The sequence below is a fragment of the Pseudocitrobacter sp. 73 genome, assembly GCF_008369545.1.
GTDB classification, from domain to species: domain Bacteria; phylum Pseudomonadota; class Gammaproteobacteria; order Enterobacterales; family Enterobacteriaceae; genus Pseudocitrobacter; species Pseudocitrobacter vendiensis.
The window spans coordinates 1-239 of the sequence record NZ_VTZO01000110.1 but is presented as its reverse complement, the minus strand read 5'-3'; the positions used below and the strand labels follow the sequence as shown (position 1 = coordinate 239).

The 239-nt window shown below is 55.2% G+C and carries 1 pseudogene; it reads right to left on the bottom strand.

Annotated elements, in window-relative coordinates:
• Positions 1-239, bottom strand: a pseudogene (locus tag F0Q32_RS25995) (penicillin-binding transpeptidase domain-containing protein); the annotation flags it as partial.

Sequence of the window (239 nt, the reverse complement as noted above, 5' to 3'; positions counted from 1 at the left end):
TAACGGCGTTACCAATAGCCCGTAGCCGAGAGAGGAGGTGGCCCTATCTATGTGAGACGACGGTTGTTTTTGAGGGTATCAGGCACTGCGTTCTCCGACCGACCCCAAATTGGTCGCTTTTCCCAAGCCGAAACGTGGGTAAGTCTCTACTAACGCTGGGGACGGCATCGCTAACGCCAGCTTGGAAACACCGACGTTACTCGACTTCTGTAGTGCCCCGGTCAGGGTCAATTCGCTGT